Raw genomic sequence first — 22,353 nt, 5'->3', positions numbered from 1 at the left:
CGCCTGCGCACGCGGGCGCCGCTTCCGCGTCGGTGGTCGCGCGTAGCGTGCGGAGGCGGGAGGAGCGGGCGGGCGCGCGGCCGGAGCGGCGGCAGCTGGAGGACTCGATCGAGCGGACGGAGGAGTCGGCGACGCGGCGGGCGCGGATCCGCTCGGGTCGGCGGGTGACGCGGACCCGCGGCCGGTGGGCGACGCGGACATCGGGAGCCCCCGCGCGATCACGGCGGGCGGCGCCAGGAGGACGAAGGAGCCGTCGTCGGGGGCGGCCGTCGGCGCGAGCACCTCGGCGAGCCGGCCGCCGATCATCGGCGCGGCCCGGGGCAGGCGCGGCGAGGCGAGCTCGGCGCAGTCGGGGCACCAGGAGGAGCGGCGCCGCTCCCGGCCGGGACGGTGGCGCTGCTCCTCGGGAGTGGCGACGAAGACGTGTCCGGCGTCGCAGAGCCAGCACAGGTACACGTCGGCCGCGGGCGGGATCTGGCTGAGCACGATGCCCTCGTTGTACTCGGGCCGGTACTGCCGCACCAGGACGGGGTAGGACGCCCAGGCCTCCCGGTAGGTGCCGACCGCGTAGGGGACGTCGGCGCCGCGCGAGAACCGCCGCCTCTGCCACCACCGCCCGATCGCCTCCGCCACCCTCCGCACGCTACGCGCGACCACCGACGCGGAAGCGGCGCCCGCGTGCGCAGGCGGGATCTCGAGACGCCCTCCGGGCTGCTCCATCAGCATGCGCGGCGGAAGGGTCTATCCGCCCGCGCGGCGTGCTCCCGGTCGACTGGGAGCGGCGGAGCCGTCCCTCACCTAGTGAGCGGAGTCCTGCTCGTCGATGTCCGCGATTTCGGCCTCGTCCGGCTTGAAGGTCAGCGAGAACATGGCGATCGCGACGAGCACGACGATGAAGGCGACGCCGAACGAGATGAGCGCGACGACAGGCTCGCGGGTCGAGAGCATGACGACGAGGCCGACGAAGGCCGCCATCACCGCGGAGAAGCCGATGAGCTCGAGCGGGCGCAGGCGGTCCTTGCGGGTCGGCTGGAACGTGCGGGGCGTGAACTCGCCGGGGTCGCGCGCCGGGGCGGAGTCGGCCGCCGAGGCGCGGTCGGCGGGAGAGGCGGGGTCGGGCTGCTGGCCTTCGGCGGTCATCGGTCTCCTCCGGAGGTCGGTGTCGTGGGGGCGACGGGATCGTGTCCGGTGGCTGCGTCGGCGCCGGCGGCCCATTTGAGCGAGAACGCCGCGATGGCGAGGAAGACGGCGACCATCACGGCGTAGGCGCCGAGGAGGCCGACGGTGACGACGGGGTGGGGCGGGAGGAGTCCGAAGGCGGCGCCGAGGAGCATCGTGCCGATGCCGACGATCACGGAGTCGCGGGCGGCGAGGCCCTGACCGCGACGGCCGCTCGAGAACTCGAGGAAGCCGGAGAGCAGCGCCCAGCCGGCGACGAGGGCGACGAAGGAGAGCAGGTTGGCGACCGGGAGCGCGACGAGCGCCGCGACTCCGGCGACCAGGGTGAGCACCGCGGAGCCGAGGGCGAGCGGGCGGGCCCGGCCGCTCCAGCTGCGGAGCCCGAGGGCGAGCGAGACGGCGCCGGTCGCGATCGCGAAGCCGCCGAAGACGGCGAGGCCGAAGGCGGGCCCGTGGTCGGGCGAGAAGGTGACGACGCAGCCGGCGACCGCCGCGATCACGGCGCGCGCGAGGGGCAGGGTCCACAGGCGGCGGTCGGAGTCGGCGGCGATGGCCACGGTCGAGCCTCTCTGGGATGGAGGGAGAAGGCGTCCGGGAGCGGACGGCTGGGCGCGCGACGGCACGGCGACGCGGACTCCAGCGATTTTACGCTCCCGCGGCTCCGCCCAGGCCCGGAGCGGGGCCCGGGGCGCGATCCGGGGCGAAGTCGCAGGCGGCTCAGCCGAGCCAGACCTCCTCGACCCGCGGGAACACGGCGTCGGCGGAGAAGCGCTCGCGGAAGCGCGCCCCGGCCTTCTCGACGACCTCGGCACGGGCGTCCTCGTCGGTGATGAGCTCGGTCAGCGCGGCGGCGAGGCCCTCCACGTCTCCGGGCGCGACCACGCGGCCGCAGCCGTCGCCGAGGACCTCGGGGATGCCGCCGACCGCGGTCGAGACGACGGCGGCGTCGCGGGCGAGGGCTTCGAGGATGAAGATCGGCATCGCCTCGTCGCGCGAGGGCAGGACGGCGATGGACGCCTCGTCGAGCAGGGCGAGCAGGCGGGCGTTCTCGAGCGAGCCGAGGAACTCGATCCCCGGGACGCCGCGATCGACGACCTCCGGCTCGCGGATCGGACCGGCGACCAGCAGGCGCCAGCCCTCCTTGCCCTCGACCCGCGCCCACGCCTTCTGCAGCACGTCGACGCCCTTGCGGTGGCTGACGACGCCGCCGAAGACGACGGTGCGGGTCTTCTCGCGCGGGGTGCCCTGCTCGAGCGCGTTCGGCACGAGGTGCACACGCTCGGCGGGGACGTAGCGGCGGCAGATCGCCGAGGTCTCCTCCGAGAGCGAGATGATCTCGTCCGCGCTGCGCAGCACGTCCTTCACCAGGCGCGGGTGCGCGGCGGTGAAGGCGGCGAACTCGCTGCCGTGCAGGTGGGCGACCGTGCGCAGGCCCAGGCGGTGCGCGAGGCGGAGGAGGGACCCCTCGCGGAGGAACGAGCCGCGCTCCGAGAGGTGGACGACGATCACGGCGCCGGGCTCCCGGCGCGCGATCGCGACGATGCGGGCGGCGGCGCCGGCGGCCAGGCGGGCCGCGGCGACGTGCTCGCCCGGAGCGGTGCGGGAGGAGATCACCCGGACGTCCGAGCGCTCGAACGGCCAGCGCAGGTACCCGTTGACGACCTGCGTCATGCCTCCGGGGACCTCTCCACTGCGGCCGACGTGGTACACCCGCGTCTTCGGGCCGGCAGGGGCTGCCGCGGCGGCCGGGCGGCTGCGGGGCGGCACGGCGAGCAGCGCCTGGATGTCGTCGCGGACGCCGCGGAGGCGTCCGCGGGCGACGAGCAGCTTCTCGAGCAGCTCGCTCCGGCGGGCGACCACGGCGGAGAAGGTCTCGACGCCGGCGGCCGGGGTCGTCCGGGACATGTCGACGGTGACGTCGTGGATCCCGATGGTCTCGAAGTGGCGCGAGGCCTTCGTCGATCCGTCCATCTGCAGGCTCACCGGGGCCGCGCCCTCGGTGAACGCCATGATGATCACGTGCAGCCGGTCGCTCATCGCGACGCGGGCCGTGCGGTAGAGCTCGCGCAGCAGGATCTCGTGCTCGTCGTGGGTGTGCGCCGGATCCCAGTCGAGGATGTCCGCGTCGAGGTCGGCCGCGAGACGGCGGGAGCGCTCGGCGTCGACGGCGACCTGCGTGACGACGACGATGTCGAGGTCCTCGCGCTCGGCGAAGCCCTTGATCGCGGCCAGCCACTCCTGCTCGGGGTAGGGGCGGGCGTCCACCTCGTGGTCCTCGCGGAGGGAGAGGACCAGCACGCGCCGCTCCTCGTCGGGCTGCGCGGCGAACGCGGTCAGCTCCGCGTCGCTCGAGCCCTCGCCGTAGCCGAGGTCGGGCATGGCGGCGCCGACGCGCATGTAGCCGGCCGTCTTGTCGTCGCGCCAGCGGGTGTAGCTCGAGAGCGCCATCGAGGGCCACATGATCGCGCGGGGCAGCGGGGCGAAGTTGCGGGTGCCCACGCCGGCGCGGATCACGCGGCCGCCGCCGAGGCGCACCAGGGCGATGCCCGGGAGCATCACGAGGTGCTCCTTCATCCCGATCAGGGTCAGCTGGATCTCTCCCGGCTTGAACACCGAGTTCGCCCGGCCGGCGAGGGCCTCGCGGGCGAGCGCCGCGTACCAGCGCAGGAGCGAGCGGTACACCGTGTCGTCCGGGCCCAGGCGCAGGCCGTCGTCGTAGCCCCACGGCGAGTGGCCCACGTAGACGTGGAGCGGACCCGCCTCGCGGAGCCAGTCGAGGAGCTGGCGGCGCAGGATGATGTCGCCGATGTTCTCGTACTGGCCGCGGCCGACGGCGAAGATCGATCGGGCAGGTGTCACGGGCGGGCCTTTCGGAGGGGTTCGCGTGGGGGTGACCGGTGCGGAGCGGGGAGCGTCGCGGGTCTCCCCGGTCGATCCTCCTGCCGCGCTGCCGTCGTGGGCCGGGCCGGCCGGGCTCCGCAGGAGCGGGCTCGGGGCCGATGGCGCCCCGGGCAGACTAGCGCAGGCGGGCTCGGCGGCTCGAGGAGGAGTGCTCGCGTCAACAGCCGTTGGTGACCAGGAAGGCCTTGAGGAACGCGCCGGTCTGGTAGACGTACTGGTTCACCAGGTAGTCCAGGCCCATCGGCTCGCCCGAGGGCACCATCGAGAGCTCGCCGGAGTAGCAGCGCTCGATGATCATCTCGGCGCGCACGAGGTGGGAGGCGTTGGTGATCACGATGACGTGGTCCCAGCCGTACTGCTCGGCCATGTCGCGCAGCTGCCGGGCCTCTCCCTGGGTCGTGAGCGGGTCGGCGGAGTAGCAGAGGACGTCGCCGCCGGGCTCGTTGCACTTCTTGTACTTCTTGGCCTCGTAGGGAGCGTTCATCTCGCCGGGGCCGACCGAGAGCACCATCGTGTCCGTCGCTCCGGAGGTGATGATCCGGCGGGCGAACTCGACGCGCGCCCTCGTGGACGGGCCGAGCACGAAGACCGCGTCCGCCTGCTCGGGGATCGGGTCGATCGGGGGCGTGACGTAGAGCGGGATCCCGGCGCCGAAGAGGGCGAGCACCACGAGGGGGACGAGCAGGAGCCGTCCGATCACGGTGCGAGCGCGGCTCCGGTGGCGTCTCGGGCGCTCCCGGGACGGCGGGGTGGACGGGCGGTCGCCGGTCGCGGTCGTGGCCGTGTCCATCGCGTCCTCCCTCTCGTCGGGACCGCCGCTCGGCCCGCGGCGGGTGATCCGCGACGCGGGTGCGACGGCGATCACCAGTGGACAGCCCATCATCGCAGTGTTTCGGCGCGGGGTCGGCCCGGTGAACGCCCGGTCAATTCTCTCGCCCAGCGGCCCGGCCCGGGGCCGTGTCCAGAGTCGCCGGATAGGGTCGCCGTTCCTCGACCGAGCAGCACTCCCCCTCGTCCATTCCGCGGACGGGCATTCCCGGAGTCTCCTCCCGATCCGACATCCGCCCTCCGATCCGTCGTCGACAGCGCGTGTGACCGTTCCGCGTACACGCATGCGCGGCGGTTCGCCAGTCCTTCAGCGGAATCGCTGATACAAGCCCGACCACCACGCCCGAATGGGGCACTACAACCTGAATCCGTCTCATCCAGCCGTCAGTCGCAAGGCCCGTCTATAGCGTCGGGAGGACCAGCACCACCCCCTTGAGCAGCCCCCTCGAACCGCCCCCGACGCCCCCTCGAAGACCCGGAGCCGATCGTGAATCCTCAGACGACGCCAGACCCGACCCGCCCTCGCCGACGACGCGCACGCCTCTCCCTCACCACCGCTCTGATCGCCGCTCTCGGCATCCTGGTCGCCCCCCTCACGGCGCCCGCCGCCTCCGCGGCCACTCTCGACCCGGGCGCCGGGCAGAGCACCCGGATCCAGGAGACGAACTCCTCGCTGACCTACAGCGGCTCGTGGCGCACGATGACGGGCGGCGACAGCGGCGGCGGGATCAAGTTCCTCAACAGCACCGGCTCCGTCTCGTTCAGCTTCCGCGGCACCGGCTTCAGCTGGGTCAGCCGCACCACCGCCTCCGCCGGCATCGCCACCGTCACGGTCGACGGCGCGAGCACCTCGGTCGACCGGTACACGAAGACCACGGCGTACCAGGTCCCGGTGTTCACGAAGAAGGACCTCGCCGACACCGTCCACACGGTCAAGATCGCCTGGAGCGGCAAGGCCAACAGCTCCGCGAGCGACAAGAACCTCGTCATCGACGCGTTCGACATCACCCGCGCGACTCCCGCCACCGAGGAGCCGACCGACGAGACCGGCGGCGGCGAGGACGACGGCCCCGTGCTCGATCCCTCCGGAGCGACCAGCCTCCTCGTGCAGGAGACCGACCCCGCGCTGCAGTACACCGGCTCGTGGAGATCGATGGCGGGCGGCGACAGCGGCGGCGGGATGAAGTACCTGACCTCCGCCGGATCGGTGAAGTTCACCTTCGTCGGCACGTCGTGGCGCTGGATCAGCCGGAAGACCTCCTCCTCCGGCATCGCCGCGGTCTCGGTCGACGGCGGACCCGTCACCAAGGTCGACCGCTACAGCTCGACCGCGCAGTACCAGGTGCCGGTCTACGAGACGACCGACCTCGCCGAGGGCACGCACACCGTGACCATCTCCTACACGGGGACGAAGAACTCCAAGTCGACCGACAAGAACCTGATCATCGACGCGTTCGTCCTCGCCGAGGACGGCCTCGCGACCGACGCCGTGGAGCTCTCCCCCCTGACCGACGGCTACACCGTCGCCTGGGACGCGCCCTTCAGCTCGCGGGTCGTCTCGTACGACGTGCACCGCTCGAACGAGGACGGCTCCGGCGACACGGTCGTCGGCACCGTCGCCGACCCGGTGCGCCAGTACCGCGACGAGACCGCCGAGGCGGGACGCGCCTACACGTACACCGTCACGGCGACCGACGACGCCGGCCGCGACTCGCGGCTGAAGGAGTCGGCCACCACCTCGGCCGACATCCTCGCCTCCCGCGCCTCGCTGCTCGCGGCCTTCGACTGCCCCGCCGCCACCAAGACGGTGTCGACCTCGGCGCAGCTCGTCACGGCCCTGACCAACCCCTCCTCCGGCGACGTCATCCGCCTGGCCGACGGCGTCTACACCGGCAAGTTCGCCCTCCGCGGCACCGCCGCCCAGCCCGGGTCGATCTGGATCTGCGGCTCGCCCAACGCGGTCCTCACCTCCGGATCCACCTCGAGCGGTACCGCGCTCATCCTGAACACGGTGAGCGACGTCCACCTCGTGGGCTTCTCGGTCCGCAGCTCCTTCCAGGGCATCCAGGTGCTCGCCAGCAAGGGCGTCCAGATGGCCGGCCTGACGGTGAGCGAGATCGGCTACGAGGCGGTTCACTTCCGCAACCAGACCACCGACTCCCTGATCGTCGGCAGCACCATCCGCCGCACCGGCATCGTCTCCGCCAAGTACGGCGAGGGCGTCTACGTCGGCACCTCCGACCGCAACTGGTGCGAGTACAACGACTGCGACCCGGACCGCACGGCCCGCATCGCCGTCGTGGACAACACGATCAGCGACACCGGCGCCGAGCCGATCGAGGCCAAGGAGGGCACCCTCGACGGCGACATCATCGGGAACACGGTCGTCGGCGGATCGCGGCTCGCCTCGGACGTGGTCTCGCTGATCCTCGTCTCGGGCAACGGCTGGCTGGCCGCGGGCAACTCCGCCGCGGGCACCACCACCTACGGCTACCAGGTGATCACCCGCGCCGACGGCTCGGGCAACGACAACACGATCAGCGGGAACCTCGCGCTGAAGACCAGCAACGCGGTGGTCTACCTCCACCAGCCGTCCAACTGGTCCACCAGCGGCAACACGCTGAGCTGCTCCAACTCCGGGAAGGACCTGATCGGGAACGTGGCCTGCACGCCGTGACCTGATCCGCTGCCCGCGCACAGAACCGCCGCCGTCGTCCCCTCGACGGCGGCGGTTCTGCGTGTGCCCGCCTCCCGCCGACCAGGCGGGAGCCGGCGGAGTCGCGCGAGTACGGCGGCTTCTGCGGACTCGCGGGGTGAGCGGGCTCCCGGGAGCCGGTGAGGCACCTGGTCCGGCCACGGCGGGCGCTGGAGAGGGCTGGACGGGCCGGGCAGGTCCCGGGGAGTCGGGCGGGCCCGGACGGCGACGCCGCCTCCTGTCGAGTCCGCGGAAGTGGGCGGAGTCGCGCGCGAGTACCGCGACTTCTGCGGGCACGCGGGGCGAGCGGGCTCGCGGGAGCCGGAGAGGGGCCTGGTCCGGCACGGCGGGCGCTGGAGAGGCTGGAGGGCCGGAGGGACCGGCCGGGCCCCGGAGTGCCCGCGGGCTCCGGACGGAGGCGCTGCCTCCTCCTGCGTCCGCAGAGGTCGGCGTGCTCGCGCGCGAGTACCGCGACTTCCGCGGGCTCGCGGGGTGAGCGGGCTCGCTGGGTCAGCGGGCTCGCGGGGGACGGCCAGACGTCGGAGAGGCCGGCTGAGCCCGGAGAGAGGGCAGCCAGGCCCGGGTGGGCACCGCGCGGGCGGGCACCGCGCGGGCGGGCACCGCGCAGTCCCCGGACGCGGAAGAGCGCACCGCGGCCGGGGCCGGGGTGCGCTCTCCGCAGCGTGCGAGGACGCGATCAGACGATCGCGGGGGCTTTCTGCAGCTTGTGGCGGGCCAGAACGACCGCGCCGACCACGGGGGTGCCGGCGGTCTCGATCCAGTGCACGTCGGCGGCGGCCTGGGGCGAGTCGACCTTGCCCTCGATCAGGACGAGGACGGCTCCGTCGGCGACGCCGCGGAAGGTCGGCGACTGCTCGGTCGCGCCGAGAGTGCCGGTGACGATCAGGACGATGTCGTAGACCTTCTCGAGCTCCTCGACCAGCGCGCGGAGGGCGTCGGTCGGCATCGGCGTACCGGCCTGGGCGCCGCCCGCGGGGAGCAGGTCGACGCGGTCGGTCGAGCGCTTGATGATCGCGTCGTCGAGCGAGGCGGCTCCGGCGAGCACCTCGCGCAGGCCCGGGCGTCCGCCCGAGGCGGAAGCGAGAGCCGAGCCCTCGGCGGTGCCGTCCACGATCACGACGGACGAGCCGAGCACGGCCAGCGCCTTGGCGAGCAGCACCGCGCTGGCGGTGTGCGGGGTCTTCTCGGACGCCGGGGCGATCGCGAAGGAGGAGTACGAGCGGGTGCGCGCGATGGCGGAGAGCTCGAACGCGACGGCCGAGTAGCGGGCCGGGATCTCGGTCGAGTTCAGCATCTCGTCGAGCTTGGTGGCCTTGACCGGGACGATGCCCAGCAGCGGCCGGTCGATCGCGGAGCGGACGTCGTCGCCGCTGCGGAGGCGGCGGTCGAGGGCGGTCAACACGATCGCCACTCCCACGCCGACCACGGCGCCGCCGAGGATGCCGAGCGCGAGCAGGACGAGGATGCCACCGGTGACCGGCAGCTCCGGCGGGAGCGCCTGGCTGAGCACCTGGAGCTGGATCTGCGGGACGGCGACGCCGTTCGTGGTGGTCGCCGGATCGGCGCCCTTCACGGCCGCGTCGAGCTGGGCGGCGACCGCGTTGGCGATGACCGCGGCCTGCTCGGGCGAGGGGTCGGTGGCCGAGATCGTGATGACCACGGACTCCGGCTCGGCGAGGACGGTCACGCGCTTGGCGAAGTCCTCGATGGGCTCGTCGATGCCGAGGCCGTCGATGACGCCCTGCAGGACGGTGTCCGAGGTGCCGAGGGCGACGGAGGTGACCGTGGCCTGGGAGGCGGCGCTGTTGGCCGCGACCCGGTCCGCGGTCGAGAGGACCCCGGACGAGGAGACCGCGACGTACACGCGTGCGTCCGCCTTGTACTGCGGGAGGAGGACGGCGTTGAGTACCAGGGCCGCCACGGCGCCGAGCAGAGCGAAGGCGACGATGTAGACCCACCTCCGGCCGATGCCGGCGAACAGTCCGTTCAAGGTCATGGTGTGTGGTGTCCCTTTCGTCGACTGCACCGGAGTGCAGGGGGTCTGACTGTAGCGTCGTGATGTGTCGTCCGCGTTGCGCGGACCCGGCCGCGAGGTTTCGCGCGGGAGCGGTGGATCAGAGGTGGGCCTGCAGGAAGGCGAGGATCGCCTTCTTGTTGTTCGGGGTGTTGTTCTGGAGCCCGTGGTGGCCGGAGCCGTCCACGCCGACCTCGGACGCCACTCCGGCGTCCTGCAGGGCGACCTGCATCGCGTCGGCCTGCTCGACCGGGACGAGCTCGTCCTCGGAGGTCAGCCAGATCTGCGGGGCGTCCGTGGAGTCGACCGAGGTGATCGGCGACGCGGGGATGCTCTGCGGGCAGGTCGTCGAGTCGATCTCGTCGCAGTCCAGGTAGGAGAGGATCTGCTCCTTCGCCTCGGGCACCGGCGTGCCCAGCGACATCCCGGTCTCGGTCATGTCGGCGACCGCCGAGAAAGCGACGACCGTCTTGACCCGCGAGCCCTCGGTGAGGGAGCCCTCGCCGAGCGTGCCCATGGTCGCTCCGATGATCGCTCCGGCGGAGCTGCCCATCACTCCGATGCGGGCGGGGTCGAGGCCGAAGCGCGTGACCTGCGCGGGCTCGCGCAGCCACTCCACAGCGGCCTGCGCGTCCTCGATCTGGCCGGGGTACCGGCTGTCCTGGAGGAGGCGGTAGTCGACGGAGACCGAGACGAAGCCGCGCTCGGCGTAGTACTCGCAGAGCTCGGTCATCCCGCCCTCGTCGCGGGCGCCGTCGACGAACCCTCCGCCGTGCAGCATCAGCAGCGCGGGGCGGTCGGTGCCGCCCGCGGTGGGGAGGCAGGCGTCGGCCTTCAGCGAGACGCCGTCGACCGAGCGGTACTCGATCGCCTTCTCGGTCGTGAAGCCGTCGGGCGTGCGGACGGGCTCGGGCTGCGAGGAGCAGCCGGCGAGCCCGAGGGCGACGGCCACGACGGCCGCCAGGACTCCGGCTCTGCGTGCTCGTGTCGTCTTCACTCGTGGGACTCCGCTCTCTTCTTCTCGTGACTGGGGGAGGTGCCGGGCTCATCGGCCGGGACCGCGGCGGGATCGGAGACGACTCCGGGGCCGCGCGCAGGGACGGGCACGGGCTTGCGCCGCTTGCCGGGGCCGCCGAGGGCGGCCGGGGGGACGTAGATCCACTTGACCTTCGAGAGGTAGCGGGTCACGAAGAGCGAGAGGACGACCGCGAGCACCATCACGACCAGCAGCAGCGGCACCTCGAAGCCGCCGATCTCGGAGCGGTCCTCGGGGAGGATCACCCGCAGGATCGTGATGGCGATCACGATGAAGTAGAGGTGCAGCAGGTAGATGTGCAGGCTGCGCTCGCCGCAGATCGTGAAGAAGTTCAGGAATCGCACTCGGGAGAGGGCCCGCGACACGAGGATGCCCATCGCGACGGCGGCCATCTGGCCGGCGAGGGCGAGGAACGGCACCCAGCGGATCGGGAAGAGGAAGAGCACCGCGCTCAGCACGACGAAGACCGGAGTGACGTAGAGGAACGCGCGGCTCCCCTTCTGCTCGACGAAGTCGATGATCCTCTTCGAGTAGAGCGTGCCCACCAGGAAGAAGACGAACAGGGCGCCGATGCGGTTCCAGCCCACGTTGGTCGTGTTGAGGAGACCGGTGGTGAACATCGTCCCCATCACCGCGGCGAGGGCGACCTGCACGCGGTGGTCGACCTTGCGCAGGAGCCACGCGCCGAGCGTGAAGAGGACGAGGCCGTAGATGAACCAGTAGCTGCTGCTGGGCCAGAAGAACAGCAGGAGCAGGTTGAGCGGGTCGGTCGCGGGGAGCTCGCCGAGTCCGCCGTTCGCGAGAGGCACGACCAGGTAGAAGGCCATGCGGATCACGGACCAGACCACGTAGAGCCAGAGAAGCGGGTACAGCCTGCGGCGCCAGAGGTCGCCGAAGCTCCAGGTGCGGATGCGCGAGCCGAAGAGACCGGACACCAGGAAGAAGAGGGGCATCGGGAACAGCTCGAACACGACCTTGATGCGGCCGAGAGTGTTCTCGACCCCGATGTCGCCGAGGTACAACGACGTGTGGTAGTAGACGACCATCAGGATGGCGGCACCCTTGGCGAAATCCACCCATTCGCGTCGGGCCCCGCCCGCAGGCTTCAGCAGCTTCATTCTCTCCCCCTTGTGCCCGGTCGTACCGCTCGTGAATTCCATCCGAGGTGAACAAGGCTCAGAGAAGGACGCAGGCTCGGTCGCAGAATGCGACCGAGGATCAAGACTAAGGGTGTATCGTCCGCGCCGCACATTCGACGGAATAGTGACGAGGACTCGATTGCCGGAAAGCGCACTCCGGCCTCTCCGCGCACCGGGGAGACGACGGTCACCGGCGTCCGTTCCCGGCGCTCATCGCCGCTCGGTAGAGCGCGGGCGCCGCGGCGGCGAGCCCGAAGAGGACGGAGCGCTTGAGGTCGCGCCGGCGCACGAGCGCGACCAGGTGCCGGAGTCCCGCCTCGTCGTGCGCGGCCCGCCAGAGCCGGTCCGCCTCCTCGGGAGTGTGCGCGCCCGAGGTGGCGTCCTTGAAGCGGGAGAGCAGGGAGAAGCGCGCGCGGTAGTAGGAGTAGTCCTGCGAGTCGAGGATGCGCGGGTCGAGCCCGCGGGCCGTCCGCTCGATCACGGCGGCGAGCCCGGCGAGCGAGTCGGCGCGCTTCGCGCCCGAGCGGATGATCGAGCCGGAGCGGAGGCGGTACTCGTAGACGGAGTCGGGGACGACGACGACCTCGTCGGCCGCGGCGAGCAGCTGCGCGACCTGCGCCTGGTCCGAGTGCTGGCGGATCCGCGTGAACTCGATGCCGTCGAACAGCTCGCGGCGGAACAGCTTGTTCCAGAGGTGCCCGGTCAGCTCCCCGACCAGGAGCGCGGTGAAGGCGCCCCGGCCCGAGAGCGCGAGCGGGCCGCGCAGGGAGCCGACGGGCGTGGATCCGGTGGCGTCGACCGTGACCGCCTGGGCGACCACCACGTCGGCGCGGCCCGCCTCCCCCGCCGAGAGCATGGCCTCGACCGCGGTCTCCGGCCACTCGTCGTCGGCGTCGACCAGCCAGACCCACTCGCCGGCGGCCTCGCCGACGGCGCGCTCGCGAGCGGCGGCGACGCCCTGGTTCTCGTCCTGGCGGAGGTAGCGGATCCGCTCGTGCTCCTCGGCGAACGCGCGGCCGATCGCCTCGGTCCCGTCGGTCGAGGCGTCGTCGACCACGAGGATCTCGAGCTCGGCGTGGGTCTGCCGCAGCAGGCGCTCCAGGGCGGAGGCGAGGTGCGCCTCCTCCTGGTGCGCCGGGACCACCACCGAGACGAGGGTCACTTCTGCCCCACGACCCGGCGGAGCACCGTCTCGAGGTCGCGGCCGCTGGACTCCAGCGAGAAGCGGTCGAGCCAGCGGTCGATGCCGGTGATCTCGAGCTCGCTCGCGCGGATCAGCGCGTCGGCGAGGTCGGAGGCGGAGGGGGTGAGCGCGAGCTCGCCGGTCAGGCCGGGGACGATCGCGTCCGCGACTCCGAGAGCCCCGGACACGGCGACCGAGGGGACGCCGGCGGCGGCCGCCTCGACCAGCACGTTGCCGAAGCCCTCGCGCAGCGACGGGAGCAGCACGACGGCGTTCTCGTCGAAGTGGTGGAACCAGTCCTCGACCCAGCCCATGTCCTGGAAGTCCACGCCGCGCGCGGTCGCCTCCGCCTTCATGCTGCCGAGCAGCGGGCCGCCGCCGAAGGAGACGACCTTCGCGGGGATGCCGCGGCGCTCCAGCTCCTCGGCCGCGAGGATCGCGAGCTCGGGGCGCTTCTGGACGACGAGGCGGCAGGGCAGCACGATCTGCAGGCCCGCTGCAGTGCCGGGGGTGCGCGAGACCTGGCGGGAGCGGTCGACCTTGGCGGTCGCCGGGTTCGGCACGACGGTGCAGCGCTCGCCCGAGACGCCGAAGCCGGCGACGAGCTCGCCCGCGACGGGGTGCGAGATCGCGATGACGTGGTCGGCGCGTCGGTAGAGCGTCTTGGCGAGCCCGAGCTGCACCTTCTGCGTCCTCGAGAAGCCCGGGATGCCGAGCGAGACGAGGTTGCGCTCGCTCACGATGGTCTTCGGGCGGTCCGCTTTCGCGGTCATCTCGGCCGAGGCCAGGAGCACGATGTTCGGGTAGCCCTGCAGGGCGACCGCGACGTCGGGGGTGCGGCGGCGGAACAGCTCCTTGAGCATCCGCGCCTTGCCGACGTGGCCCTTGCCCTCGCCGATGCGGTGCAGCACCGCGCCCTCGGGGAGGTACTCGTCGGTGCCCTTCACCGAGGTGGTGACGACGTCGACGTGGTGGCCCTGCTCGAGGAGCCAGCCCATCCAGGTGCGGGCGACGAACTCGGCCCCGCCGCCGTGCAGCGACGTGACGACGAACATGATCCGCATGCGCGGTCCCTTCTCCTGCGCCGCGCTCATCGCACGACCTCCGCGCCGAGGCCGCGGGTGTTGAGCGCCGAGAGGCGGCGCACCTCGGGCATGGCCGCGTCGATGGTGGCGCGCACGCCGCCGTCGCCCGGCTCCGCGAGGATGCGGTCGATCACCGGGAGGACGCGGTCGGCGAAGCCGGGGACCGGCTCGACGCACAGCTGCGGCAGGCCGATGAGGCGCATGATGCCCTCGACCTTGCCCTGGGTGGCGAGGGTGATCGCGGGGACGCCGAGCGAGAGCGACATGATCGCGAGGTGCATGCGGCCGGTGACGGTCAGCAGGGCGTCCTCGGCGAGGCCGCGGATCTCGGCGGGCATGAGCACGCGGTCGACGACGGTGACGCCCTCGGATCCCACGCGCTCGGCGACCGCGCGGACGGCCACCTTGTCGTCGCCGATGGGGCGGGAGACGTGCGGGAGGAGCACGACGTGCACGCCGGCGGCGCGGAGGCGGTCGACGATGCGCTCGTACTCCGGCACCTGGTCGACCATGCCGGCGACGAGGGCGCTCGCGTTCACGAGCGCGAAGGGGACGCCCTCGGGCAGCCCCAGCCCCTCGCGGAAGCTGCGGTCGCGGGTGCGCGCCGAGAAGACGATGTCCGTGACCTCCTCGACGCGCTGCACGCCGATGCTCCGGGCGCGCTCCGCTGAGAGCGGGTCGCGGAGCATCGGGACGACGCCGGCTCGGGAGGCGGCGATCAGGGAGCGGCGGGCGGCGAGTCGGGCCGCCGCGTTCCAGGAGAAGCCGAGGATGCGCGTGGGCACCCCTGCCTCGGCGGCCGCCTGCGCGAGCAGGGAGCGGCGGACCGAGCCGCGGAGGCTGTACTTGCCGTCCATCATGTCGGCACCGACGACCGAGACCGAGCGGGCGCGGCGGATCAGCGCGGCGTAGGCGCGGAGGTCGGCGGCGTGCGCGTCGCCCACTCCGTAGACCAGGTGCGGGAGCTCGACGACCTCGACCCGGTCGGCCTGCTCCTCGGGGATCACGACGTCGCCGGCGTAGCGCTGGACGACCACGACAGGACCGGTGGTGTTCTCGAGGAACGCCTCCAGCATCGCCTGGTCGCCGATGTTGCCGCTGCCGGGAGCGGCGATCACGAGGTGCGACTCGGGCTCGGGTCGGAGGTCCGCGAGGGCGGCGCGGAGCACCGCCGCGTCGCGGCGGGCGGGCAGGCGGGTCGTCGTGACGAAGTCCTTCTTCCAGGACTTGACGACGCCGAGCTTGAGTTTCATCGATCTCTTTCGGTGGGGGGAACGGCGGCGGGAGGCCGCTCGGAGTCGGGGGTGCCGGCCGTGACGGCTCCGTCGACCAGCGCGCTGTCACCGGTGGGGCTGGTGGCGTCGACCGTGGCCGGGGCGGGAGCGGCGGCCGGGCGGCTGCGGCGGAAGTGGCGGCGCAGGTCGGCGAGGCCGAGGATCTGGCGGCGGAACGCGGGGAGGATCAGCATCCAGAGCCCGACTCCGACCAGGACGGCGGCACCGCCCACGAGGAGGCGGAGGACGGGCTGGTCGGCGGCGATCCAGACGGTGGAGAAGGAGGAGCCGACCGTGATCGATCCGAACGCGATGCCGCTGCGGAGGCCGTTGGTGAACATCTCGCGGGCGGGGGCGTCGGAGGTGCGGCCGATCCAGATCAGCGCGATCGGCCAGGTGAGGGCGAGCGAGCCGGCGTACGCGACCGCGACGCCCGTCACTCCCCAGTTGGAGCCGAGCAGGATCAGGACGACCATCAGCGGGCGGGTCGCCAGGCTGTACCAGACGCTCTGGCGCACGAGGCCCTTGGAGAGGAACACCCACCAGGAGCAGTACGCCGTGGCCTGGAAGAACCCGGCCACGAGCAGGATCTGGAAGATCGGGACCGAGGCGAGCCAGCGCTCCCCCAGCAGGATCCGGATGACCGAGTCGGACTGGGAGCCGAGGACGGCGAGCACGAGGCCCATCACCGTCAGCATCGCCGACTGGCCGAAGAGGATGAACGTGCGGAACCGCTCGCGCTCGTCCTGCAGCTTCGAGAGCACGGGCAGGGCGACGCGCTGCGCCGGGGCGTTCAGCTGCTGCAGCGGCAGCATCATCAGCTGGAACGCGCGGTTGTAGAGGCCCAGGTCGACCGGGCCGAAGCGCGCGCCGATGATGACGGAGTCGACGTTCTTGCTCGCGTAGGTCAGCGCCTGGGTCGCGAAGACGCCGCCTCCGTAGCGGAGGAAGTGGCCCATCGCCTCGCCGCGGCGGTAGCGGCCGGGACGCCAGCCCGTGATGAAGACCAGCATCAGCACGCCGATGAGCGGCTGCACGACCTGGCTCGCGGCCAGCGCCCAGTAGCCGGCGCCGCCGAGCGCCATCAGCACGCCGACCACGAGGCCCAGCACCTGGCCGACGATGTCGACCAGGGTGAGCTTCACGAAGCGGAGGTGCCGGGCGAGGTCGGCGCGGAACTGCGTCGAGATCCCGTTGAGGAGGAACGTCGAGGAGAGCACGACGGTCAGCAGCTGGAGCCGGTCGTCGCCGTAGAGGGCGGCGATCGGCCACGAGGCCGCGATGACCAGCAGGGTGAGGGTGAGGCCGATGCCCGCGTTCATCCAGAACAGGTTGCTCTTCTGGCCCGGCGTGATCTCCTTCGCCTGGATGGCGGCGGAGGAGAGGCCGAAGTCGCGGAAGATCTCGCCGATGCCGATGATCGCCGTGACCATCGCGAGCAGGCCGTAGTCGGCCGGCGCGAGCAGGCGCGCGAGGACGACGATGCTGCCCAGCTGGACGGCGATGCGGATCGCCTGCCCGCCGATCGTGACGGCGGCGCCGCGGCTCGCGGAGCGGCCGAGGCTCGGAGACGGCTTCTGCGTGGTCCCGGTCATCGGGTCGAGCCCTTCTTGGTGGCGATCGCGCCCTCGTAGGCCTTCTTGAGCTGGAGTCCGAGCACGTCCCAGTCGCGACCGGAGAGGGCGGGGAGCCCCTCCGGCGGACGGGTGCGCGTGCGCTCGAGGGCGGAGGTGATCAGCTCGGGCGTGAGATCGCCGTCGTACTCGATCACCCAGTCGCTGCCGACCTCCTCGGCCAGGGCCGTGTTGGTGGGCGTGCGCGGCACCAGGATCGGCCGGCCGAGCGAGAGGGCGACCAGGATCGAGCCGGAGTTGTGCATCTCGCGGTAGGGCAGGACGATCAGCTCGGCCCGGCCGATCTCGTCGACCATCTCGGCGTCGTCGACCCGGCGGAGCGTGGTGCGCACCCGGGTGTCGCGGGCGGCCCGCTCCTCGACCAGCTCACGCTGGCCCGTGCTGGGGCTGCCGACCACGTGCAGGGAGAGGGAGTCGTCCTCCACGCCGCGGAACACGTCCATCAGCTCGACGACGCCCTTGTACGGGCGGATGATGCCGAAGTAGAGGACGCGGCCGTGCTCGCGCTCGGGCAGCGGGTGCTGGGCGAACTGGTCGCGGTAGTGGCCGTGCAGCACGGTGACGGCGGGCGCCCGGCCGGGAGTGACGGTCGTGGGGTTCAGGCGGACGAACAGGTCGGTCGCGCGGTCGATCCGGGCCAGCGAGCGGCGCTCGGCGGCGGGACCGAGCTCGTGCGGGTGCAGGTTGTGCACCGTGCGCACGAGCGGGATGCGCTGGAGTGCGAGGCGCACCAGCAGCACGTCGAGGGCGCGGCGGCGCAGGAAGCGGTGCAGCGGGCTGCGGCCGCGGATCATCAGCTCGGGCCAGTGCACGTGCAGCACGTCGTAGTCGGCGAGCAGGGCGCTGCGCCAGGAGAAGAACAGCAGCTCGACGCCGGGCGCGAGGCCGTCGACGATCGAGTCGACGTACTGCGTGGTCGAGTCCGGCGGCGCGAGCGACTGCTGGACGACGAGCGCGGCCGGCGACGAGTCGTTCCTGCGGGAGCGGCGGCTCACCGGTCGCCCCGCATCCCGACGGCCATCGGCGCGTCGAAGATCCGCGCCCCGAGAGGCTGGCGCATCCGGATGCCCTTCGAGAAGTCGGGGACGTGCACCGGGTTCAGGCAGATGATGACGAGGAAGCCCAGGAGCAGGTGGCTGGGGCGGACCGCGTCGATGGCGTTGTAGCCGGCGAGGCAGACCATGAAGCCGAGCAGGCCGGCCGCGGGGCCGACGTCGCGACGGCTGAGCGTGGCGCCGAACATCGCGGCCACCATGATCACGAAGAACAGCAGGCCGGGGATGCCGACGCTGATCAGCAGCTGCAGGAACGAGTTCTCGATGACCACGTCCGAGAACCGCCTGCCGCTGATGCCGGACGTCGCCGCTCCGGAGCCGAGCCAGTGCGTGAGCTCGGCCGCCTTCAGCGACACGGTCACCGCGAGGTCGCGGGCGCCGGCCGAGATGGAGGCGTCGAGGTTGTTGTTGCGGGCGGTGACGGGCTCGAAGTTCAGGACTCCGACGCCCGCGATGAGGCCGGCGATCAGGATCGAGCCGGGCCGGAGCAGCGAGCGGTCCGGGTTGAGGAAGCCGACGGCGACGAGCGCGACGACGACCGCGACGGCGATGGCCGCCATCGGTCCGCGCGAGACGGTCGCGACGACACCGCCCGAGGCCAGGATGCCCAGCAGCAGGTCCGACTTGCGGGAGCCCTGGAGCCAGGAGCCGAAGGCGAGCCCGGCGCCCACGGTGAGGAAGGTGCCGGCGAGCAGCGGGTGTCCGAAGGTGATCTCGGCGCGGTAGAGCGACCAGTGCTGGTCCTGCTCGTAGCCGAGGGCGCCGTAGACGGCACCGAGGATCGGGGAGCTCTGCGCGACCAGCTCGAGGGCGGCGTAGAGGGCGAGCAGCCCGGAGAGGATCACCCACGTCTTGCGCAGCAGCACGGCCTCGCGCTGGGCGTCGAAGACGAGCATCGGCACGCCCACGCAGATCGCGAAGCTGAACAGCCACGAGACGCCCTCGCTCGCGAAGGAGCCGCGCACCGTCGCCACGGCCGACCAGAGCATGAGGGCGATGAACGCGAGGATCACCACGGCCCGCCACGGGGAGAGCACGAGCTCGCGGGTCCACGCCTTGACGGGGGCGCGCCACAGCTCGGGAGCGAGCCCGCGCCGGATCGCCCAGATCACGAGGATGACCGCCCAGAGCGTCATGCGGAATGTCAGGGTCGAGGGGGTGAGCGGCGTCGGGACGAGCGCGAAGAACGCGAGCGCCATCGCCGGCAGCCAGTGCGCGGGGACCCGCAGCAGAACGTAGGCGCCGACGATGCCGCCGACTCCGGCGGCGATCACCAGGAGGCCGGTGGCCGGCTCCCGGGTCGAGAAGATGTACCCCATCCCGAGGACGATCACCAGGGCGACCGAGAAGAGCGCGCCGACGAGGAGTCGTCGCGGGAGGATGTCGATCACGTCAGGGAGTCCTTCTGGCGTCGGAGCGGAGTGGTGGAGGAGGGGGCGGGCGGTGCGGCGCTCACGGGAGTGGTCCCGTCGGCCTCGATGAGGATCGCGATGCCCTCGCGAGCCGCCTCTCGGCGGCTGGGACGCCTGCGATGCCGTGCCCTCCTCCTCCACTGCTCGACCCTGGCGCCGACCCCCGGGGAGGAGGGGTCGCGTCGGTCCTGCCGCGGATCAGGCGGGGCCCTCCTGGAGCCAGCGGCGGAAGGTCTCGACCGAGTCCTTGTTGGTGGTGGTCGGGACGATGTGGCCGCCCTGGTAGCCGTCGCTGCTGTGGTACGCGATCGTCGCCTCCTTGGCGACGGGCAGCGCCAGGCGGCGGAGACGTCCGCCGTGGAGCTCGGCGGGAGCGAGCTGGTCGGCCGTGCCGGCGCTGACGCGCAGGCGGATGCCCTTCCACGCGTCCTGCGGCAGCCGGGCGGGGTTGGTCGCGCGCATCAGCGCCCGGTCTCCGCCGTACACCGCGAGGACGCGGTTCGGCTGGGTGTCGTCGCGCGCCGCGAGGTCCTCGACGTCGAAGACGCTGCTGGCGTGGTACGCCCCGTAGATGTTCGGCACCATCTTCTTCGCGTAGGCCCAGCACATCATCGCTCCGCCGCCGGAGTTCGAACGGAGGAAGCTCGCGCGGACGTTCCAGAGGCTCTGCACCCAGGCCGTGGCCGCCGTCTGCACGGCGAGCGCGGTGGGGTTGGTGTAGTTGCTCGGGCCGCCGAAGTCGGGGCTGATGCTGACGAAGCCCAGGTCGACGAGCGGATCCGCCGAGTAGCTGTACGCGTTGTCGAGGGCTTTGTAGCTGCTGCCGCTGGCGTGGTAGAACCAGGCGACCGGCACCGAGGAGCCTGAATTCGGCTTCGCCGAGTGCGGGACGAAGAGACGGGTGGAGTCGTTGCCGATCTTGACGTCGATGATCTCGTACGGCTTCCTTCCGTTCCTCGAGATCGCGGTGTCGAGGCGCGAGACCTCGCCCGGGAGCTTCGGGATCACGCTGTAGTTCGGCGCGGCGAGCGCCGGGGTCGCTACGAGAGCGGAGGCGGTCGCGGCGGCTCCGACAGCGGAGGCGGCGAGCAGGAGGCGGCGCGAGAGGCCGCGCGGGGTGTCAGTCATATCGAGAATCCTTCGGAGCTTTCGCCATCAGTGTCGAGTCGGCCGACCATTCCGAATTCGACGCACATGAAGTGACGTCCGGCCCCCCAACCCATTCGAGAGTGTACGGGCCGCGGATGACGCGTGGATGTCGTTCTCATCACGTCTGGTCGCTCGGGCGGGGATCAGCGGGAGGAGGGGAAGAGTCGGCGGGAGAGGCCCGAGGACTTCTCGGCCGTCTCGTGCACCACGAAGGGCACGGCGGAATCGGCGGAGACGACCCGCCTCGCCGCGGCGAGTTCGAGCGTCTCGCGGGAGAGGCCCTCAATGTCGACGGTGACCGCGAGGCCGGAGTCGGCCAGGCGCGTGGCGATCTGCACCTGGTGGTCGTCGACGTGCTCGCCGAACGAGGCGCGGCGCGGGACCAGGATCGGCACCCGGCCCTGCTCGATGGCGCTGAGCGCGGTGCCCACTCCCCCGTGCGCGATGACGACGTCGGCCGCCTTCATCGCGGCGTTGAGCTCGTCGTGCGGCACGGAGTGGCGGCCGTCGATCCCGAGCCCGGAGACGTCGTTCGCTCCGGTCTGCCAGAGCACCTCCACGCCCTCGAGCAGCGGCGCGAGCGCGGCGAAGAAGCGGGGGAAGGGGTAGCCGTCCTGCGTGCCGACCGAGACCACGGCGCGGCGGATCGGCTGCGGGACGACGTCCTCGACGCGGTAGGTGTCGAAGATCGAGCCGCCGAAGCTCCAGCGGTCGTCGGCCCAGGAGCGGTACTGGGTGTAGGTCGAGACGGCGGGGACCCGGGCGAGGATCCGACCGGTCATCGACGGGCCGAGCACGCGGGCGGCGCTCTCGATGTAGTGCGCGGGGATGCCGCGCGAGGCCGCGAGCGGCAGGAAGGAGAGGGCGGGGCTGGCGCCGGTGCTGAAGACGGCGTCGAAGGACCCGCGGGCCAGCAGGGAGCGGCCGATCATCGCGTTGCGGACCACCGGCACCACGGCGCGGGGCGGCGGATCGGCGAGGTGGGTCACGCGCCGGTCGGCGAGGAGGGTGCGGCTGAGGGCGCTGTCGACGGTCGCCCAGTGCTGCTCCTCCGGGTCGACTCCGAGGAGCCCCGAGAGGGCGAACATCTCCTTGAGATGCCCGCCGCCGGAGCAGACGAAGAGATACGAAGCCATACGCGCCTTCACTGGTGATGATCGAGATAACAGGCGTGTGGATGATCGATCGTCCGCCGAGAACGACCCCCCGGTCCCTGGTGCAGAAGTCGCCCGATCATAGCAGGGAGGGTCTCCGAGGGGCACTTCTCTGAGAGAACTGTTCACCTCGCCGGAAAGCGATAGGGGCTCATTCGACAGGCGATATCCGCTCACTTCTCCGGAGGGTGGAAAGCGATATCCGCTCGACTCGGGGATGACCGGGAACGCCCATCGAGCGCTCGATACCGGACTGGCCGATTCCCGTCGATCACCTGCACCGCACGGGCCGCGCGCGTAGCGTCGGACCACCGGCGCAGAGGCCGGTCGACCCAGGAGGAGCGCCATGAGCGACAACGAGCAGAACAGCCCCGTGATGGACGGAGCCGAGGACGCCAGCAACGACGAGAAGCTCGGCGGCCTGATCGACCAGGTCGAGCACGACCACGGAGCCGAGGGCGCCGGCGCGATGGCCGACGCGCTCCGCGACCGCGCCGACGAGACCGACACCGAGATCACCGAGGAGTCGGACGCGTCCGGGCCGGTCGAGGACAGCGGCACCGCCCAGGTCTGAGCGACGGGGCCCGGAGGACG

17 protein-coding genes and 1 pseudogene are annotated in these 22,353 nt (G+C 72.1%); 2 read left to right on the top strand and 16 right to left on the bottom strand.

Annotated features, from left to right (window positions below):
* From C5B92_RS17615 to C5B92_RS05135, 5 genes and pseudogenes are all read right to left on the bottom strand, one after another.
* A pseudogene (locus C5B92_RS17615) lies at positions 1 to 633 on the bottom strand (hypothetical protein); the annotation flags it as partial.
* 165 nt (positions 634 to 798) lie between these two features.
* Positions 799 to 1,140 carry a hypothetical protein gene (locus C5B92_RS17610; RefSeq protein WP_258059918.1) on the bottom strand — a complete coding sequence of 114 codons (342 nt, stop codon included), beginning with the start codon at positions 1,138 to 1,140 and terminating at the stop codon, positions 799 to 801.
* On the bottom strand, positions 1,137 to 1,736 hold the full coding sequence (locus C5B92_RS05145) for a DUF308 domain-containing protein (RefSeq protein ID WP_104255875.1): 600 nt from the start codon (positions 1,734 to 1,736) through the stop codon (positions 1,137 to 1,139). Before C5B92_RS05145 ends, C5B92_RS17610 begins: the two co-directional genes overlap by 4 nt.
* Positions 1,737 to 1,896: 160 nt before the next feature.
* Positions 1,897 to 4,038, bottom strand: coding sequence for a glycosyltransferase (locus C5B92_RS05140; RefSeq protein WP_104350120.1), 2,142 nt, complete (start codon positions 4,036 to 4,038; stop codon positions 1,897 to 1,899).
* Between the two features lie 199 nt (positions 4,039 to 4,237).
* Positions 4,238 to 4,960, bottom strand: coding sequence for a YdcF family protein (locus C5B92_RS05135; protein ID WP_181028741.1), 723 nt, complete (start codon positions 4,958 to 4,960; stop codon positions 4,238 to 4,240).
* A 435-nt stretch (positions 4,961 to 5,395) separates the two neighbouring features.
* On the opposite strand from C5B92_RS05135, the gene C5B92_RS05130 reads away from it, so the two are divergent.
* Complete coding sequence (locus tag C5B92_RS05130; protein ID WP_104255872.1) at positions 5,396 to 7,585, top strand: hypothetical protein; 2,190 nt, start codon at positions 5,396 to 5,398, stop codon at positions 7,583 to 7,585.
* A 715-nt stretch (positions 7,586 to 8,300) separates the two neighbouring features.
* Here C5B92_RS05130 and C5B92_RS05125 read toward each other — a convergent pair.
* The 11 genes from C5B92_RS05125 to C5B92_RS05075 form a co-directional block, all read right to left on the bottom strand.
* The gene (locus tag C5B92_RS05125) at positions 8,301 to 9,620 is read right to left on the bottom strand and encodes a Wzz/FepE/Etk N-terminal domain-containing protein (RefSeq protein ID WP_104350119.1); all 1,320 of its coding nucleotides are present in this window, start codon (positions 9,618 to 9,620) and stop codon (positions 8,301 to 8,303) included.
* A 118-nt stretch (positions 9,621 to 9,738) separates the two neighbouring features.
* Positions 9,739 to 10,635: an alpha/beta hydrolase gene (locus C5B92_RS05120; RefSeq protein ID WP_104247646.1), complete on the bottom strand. Its 897-nt coding sequence runs from the start codon at positions 10,633 to 10,635 to the stop codon at positions 9,739 to 9,741.
* Entirely contained in the window at positions 10,632 to 11,792 is a 1,161-nt protein-coding gene (locus C5B92_RS05115) for an acyltransferase family protein (protein ID WP_159940775.1), read from the bottom strand. The genes C5B92_RS05120 and C5B92_RS05115 overlap by 4 nt, the downstream gene beginning before the upstream one ends.
* A 208-nt stretch (positions 11,793 to 12,000) precedes the next feature.
* Positions 12,001 to 12,975, bottom strand: a complete 975-nt coding sequence (locus tag C5B92_RS05110) for a glycosyltransferase family 2 protein (RefSeq protein ID WP_104350118.1) — start codon at positions 12,973 to 12,975, stop codon at positions 12,001 to 12,003.
* Positions 12,972 to 14,090 (bottom strand): glycosyltransferase, encoded by a 1,119-nt coding sequence (locus C5B92_RS05105; protein ID WP_104222481.1) that lies wholly within the window; start codon positions 14,088 to 14,090, stop codon positions 12,972 to 12,974. Before C5B92_RS05105 ends, C5B92_RS05110 begins: the two co-directional genes overlap by 4 nt.
* Positions 14,087 to 15,334, bottom strand: coding sequence for a polysaccharide pyruvyl transferase family protein (locus C5B92_RS05100; protein ID WP_104233543.1), 1,248 nt, complete (start codon positions 15,332 to 15,334; stop codon positions 14,087 to 14,089). The genes C5B92_RS05105 and C5B92_RS05100 overlap by 4 nt, the downstream gene beginning before the upstream one ends.
* Positions 15,331 to 16,950, bottom strand: coding sequence for a lipopolysaccharide biosynthesis protein (locus C5B92_RS05095; protein WP_104237959.1), 1,620 nt, complete (start codon positions 16,948 to 16,950; stop codon positions 15,331 to 15,333). The genes C5B92_RS05100 and C5B92_RS05095 overlap by 4 nt, the downstream gene beginning before the upstream one ends.
* Positions 16,947 to 17,984: a glycosyltransferase gene (locus tag C5B92_RS05090; RefSeq protein ID WP_104249973.1), complete on the bottom strand. Its 1,038-nt coding sequence runs from the start codon at positions 17,982 to 17,984 to the stop codon at positions 16,947 to 16,949. Before C5B92_RS05090 ends, C5B92_RS05095 begins: the two co-directional genes overlap by 4 nt.
* Positions 17,981 to 19,435, bottom strand: a complete 1,455-nt coding sequence (locus tag C5B92_RS05085; RefSeq protein ID WP_104249974.1) for an O-antigen ligase — start codon at positions 19,433 to 19,435, stop codon at positions 17,981 to 17,983. Before C5B92_RS05085 ends, C5B92_RS05090 begins: the two co-directional genes overlap by 4 nt.
* A 219-nt stretch (positions 19,436 to 19,654) precedes the next feature.
* Complete coding sequence (locus C5B92_RS05080; RefSeq protein ID WP_104237956.1) at positions 19,655 to 20,584, bottom strand: S9 family peptidase; 930 nt, start codon at positions 20,582 to 20,584, stop codon at positions 19,655 to 19,657.
* Between the two features lie 164 nt (positions 20,585 to 20,748).
* Positions 20,749 to 21,741: a glycosyltransferase gene (locus C5B92_RS05075; protein ID WP_181028740.1), complete on the bottom strand. Its 993-nt coding sequence runs from the start codon at positions 21,739 to 21,741 to the stop codon at positions 20,749 to 20,751.
* A gap of 364 nt (positions 21,742 to 22,105) precedes the next feature.
* On the opposite strand from C5B92_RS05075, the gene C5B92_RS05070 reads away from it, so the two are divergent.
* Positions 22,106 to 22,333, top strand: a complete 228-nt coding sequence (locus C5B92_RS05070) for a hypothetical protein (protein ID WP_104222474.1) — start codon at positions 22,106 to 22,108, stop codon at positions 22,331 to 22,333.
* Positions 22,334 to 22,353: the final 20 nt, after the last annotated feature.

The sequence above is a fragment of the Rathayibacter sp. AY1A4 genome (assembly GCF_002930955.1).
GTDB lineage: Bacteria > Actinomycetota > Actinomycetes > Actinomycetales > Microbacteriaceae > Rathayibacter.
This window is presented reverse-complemented; position numbering and strand designations above follow the sequence as displayed.